At 75.7% G+C, this 3,017-nt stretch carries 3 protein-coding genes; all 3 read right to left on the bottom strand.

Features of this window, described 5'->3' with window-relative positions:
- Nucleotides 1-3 precede the first annotated feature (3 nt).
- Nucleotides 4-921 (bottom strand): 4-(cytidine 5'-diphospho)-2-C-methyl-D-erythritol kinase, encoded by a 918-nt coding sequence (locus ACWGIU_RS34305; protein WP_453712011.1) that lies wholly within the window; start codon nt 919-921, stop codon nt 4-6.
- Nucleotides 918-1,838 carry a 16S rRNA (adenine(1518)-N(6)/adenine(1519)-N(6))-dimethyltransferase RsmA gene (rsmA, locus tag ACWGIU_RS34300; protein ID WP_453712010.1) on the bottom strand — a complete coding sequence of 307 codons (921 nt, stop codon included), beginning with the start codon at nt 1,836-1,838 and terminating at the stop codon, nt 918-920. Before rsmA ends, ACWGIU_RS34305 begins: the two co-directional genes overlap by 4 nt.
- Before the next feature lie 29 nt (nt 1,839-1,867).
- Nucleotides 1,868-3,017 (bottom strand): ubiquitin-like domain-containing protein (locus ACWGIU_RS34295; RefSeq protein WP_453712009.1); only part of this gene is annotated, 1,150 nt, incomplete at its 5' end.

Genomic DNA, 3,017 nt, shown 5'->3' with positions numbered 1-3,017 from the left:
GGGTCAGGCCGCCAGGATCGTGGCACCCGGGGCAGGGCTGGAGGCGATCCGGGTGGCCCGGCAGGTGCCGGACGCGGACAGCGCCGCCGCCACCTTTCCCGCGGACTCCGCGTCCCGGCACAGGAAGGCCGTCGTCGGCCCCGAGCCCGAGACCAGCGCGGCGAGCGCACCGCCCTCGACTCCCGCGGCCAGCGTCCGCGCCAGCCCCGGCCGGAGAGAGAGCGCCGCCGCCTGGAGGTCGTTGGCCAGCACCGCGGCCAGGGCGTCCGCGTCGCCCGAGGCGAGCGCCGCCAGCAGCGCCGGGGAGGCCTGCGGCTCGGGGATCCCCGTTCCCGCGGCCTCGGCGAGGCGGTCGAACTCGCGGAACACCGCCGGGGTGGACAGGCCGCCGTCGGCCACCGCGAAGACCCAGTGGAACGTTCCCGCCCCGACCGGCGTGAGCAGTTCACCGCGGCCGGTGCCGAGCGCGGCCCCGCCGACGAGGCTGAAGGGGACGTCGCTGCCGAGCTCCGCGCAGATGTCGAGGAGTTCGGCGAGCGGGGTGTCCAGGCCCCACAGCGTGTCGCAGGCCAGCAGGGCCGCCGCGCCGTCCGCGCTGCCACCCGCCATGCCGCCCGCGACCGGGATGTTCTTCGCGATGTGCAGGTGGACGGCCGGTGCGATCCCGGCCCGGTCCGCGAGGATCTCGGCGGCGCGCGCCGCGAGGTTGGTGCGGTCCAAGGGGACCTGGTCGGCGTCGGGGCCGGTGCAGGTGACGGTCAGGGTGTCCGCCGGGGTGGCGGTGACCTCGTCGTAGAGGGAGACGGCGAGGAAGACGTTGGCCAGGTCGTGGAAGCCGTCGGGGCGGGCCGCGCCCACCGCGAGCTGGACGTTGACCTTCGCGGGGACCCGTACGGTGACGGGCGTGCGGCCGGCGCTCACAGGGCGGGCCTCTCCGCCACGGGCTTGTGCTCCGCGATCGCCGCGAACTCCTCGACCGTCAGGGACTCCCCGCGGGCCTGCGGTGAGACACCGGCGGCGACCAGCGCGGCCTCCGCGCCCGCCGCCGAGCCGGCCCAGCCGGCCAGCGCGGCGCGCAGCGTCTTGCGGCGCTGGGCGAAGGCGGCGTCGACGACCGCGAAGACCTCGGCCTTGGTGGCGGTGGTCTTGACGGGCTCGGTGCGGCGCACCAGCGAGACGAGACCGGAGTCGACGTTCGGGGCGGGCCAGAAGACCTTGCGGCCGATGGCGCCGGCGCGCTTGACGTGCGCGTACCAGTTGGCCTTGACGGAGGGCACCCCGTAGACCTTGTTGCCGGGCTCGGCGGCCAGCCGGTCGGCGACCTCCGCCTGCACCATCACCAGCGTGCGCTCGATGGTCGGGAACCGGTCGAGCATGGTGAGCAGGACGGGCACGGCGACGTTGTACGGCAGGTTCGCGACGAGCGCGGTCGGCGCCGGGCCGGGCAGTTCGGTCACGAGCATCGCGTCGGAGTGGACCAGCGCGAAGCGGTCCTTCTTCGCGGGCAGCCGGGCCTCGATGGTGGCGGGCAGGGCGGCGGCGAGGATGTCGTCGATCTCGACGGCGACGACCCGGTCCGCGGCCTCCAGCAGCGCGAGCGTCAGCGAGCCGAGCCCCGGGCCCACCTCGACGACCACGTCGTCCGGGCGGACCCCCGCGGTGCGCACGATCCGGCGCACCGTGTTGGCGTCGATGACGAAGTTCTGCCCCTTCTGCTTCGTCGGGCGTACGCCGAGGGCGGCGGCCAGCTCCCTGATGTCGGCCGGGCCGAGGAGGGCGTCCGGCACGGCTGGGGAGGTGTTCTCGGTGTTCTCGGGCTGCTGCTCTGCGGTGCTCACCGGTAAAGCGTCTCAGATCGGCGCGCCCGCTACGACGTGAGCCTGCGGCCGCAGTGCGGCCACGGACTCGCCCCCCGCTGCACGTAGAGCTTCTTCGCCCGGTACGTCTGTTCCGCGCCCGAGGCGTCCTGCGGACGGCCGCTGCCGCCGAGGCCCTGCCAGGTGCGGACGTCGAACTGGTACAGCCCTCCGTAGGTCCCGGAGGCGTCGGTGGCGTCGGGGCGGCCGCCTGACTCGCACTGGGCGAGGGCCGCCCAGTTGAGGCCGTCGGCGCCGGCGACGGAACTCGGCAGCACCTTGGTGCCGACCTTGACCAGCTGGGTGACGGGGTCGCGGACGACCTCGTCGGCGATGGGCCGGGGTTTCTGGCGGACCCCGTTGACGGTGCGCAGGCTGTACGTGACCCGGCGCGCCCCGGGGCGGCCGGCGCGCTCGACGACCTCGGTGCCGGCGAACAGGGCGGGGTCCTCGACCTTCTCGGTCGCGTACGGGATGCGCTCCTCGCGGACCTCGCGGCTGCCGGTGATGCGGAGCACGGTGACGGTCTGCCCGTCGCGCGGGAAGTCGGTGGGCGGTACGGAGGTGGCGTCCTGGCCCCGGAGGGTGATGCCGGCCTGGTCGAGGGCCTCCTGGACGGTGGCGGCGTTGGTGCGGATGGTGCGTTCGCGGCCGTCGGCCATGAAGGTGACGCTGCGTTCGGTGCGGACGCTGAGGGCCAGGCCCGCGCGCGGGACGGGGGCGGTGCGGGGCGCGGAGAGGTAGGCGCCCTCGGCGCGGATGCGGAACTGGCGCAGGGCGCCCTCCACGGTGCGGGCGGTGGTCCACACCTGGCGCTGCTGTCCGTCGAGGGTCAGGCGCAGGGGGCGGCCGTAGCGGACGACGATCTCCTCGCCGTCGGTGAGGGGTTCGCCGGGGGCGGGGGCGACGAGGTCGTGGGGGCCGACGCCGAGGCCTTCGGCGGCGAGCAGTCCGTCGATGCCGTCGGCGAAGGTGTGGAGGCTGCGCGGGACTCCGTCCACGGTGAGGCGCACGGCCTTGTCGGCGGCGACGAACGCCGTGGTGCCGCCCGCGAGGAAGGCGACGACGAGGGCCTGCGGCACGATCCGCCGCCAGTTCCCGCCGAGGACCTCGGCGGGGGCGGCGCGGCCCCGGGCCCGGGGGCGGGGGGGGGGCGCCCGC

This window comes from Streptomyces sp. NPDC054840 (assembly GCF_053611065.1).
This window is presented reverse-complemented; position numbering and strand designations above follow the sequence as displayed.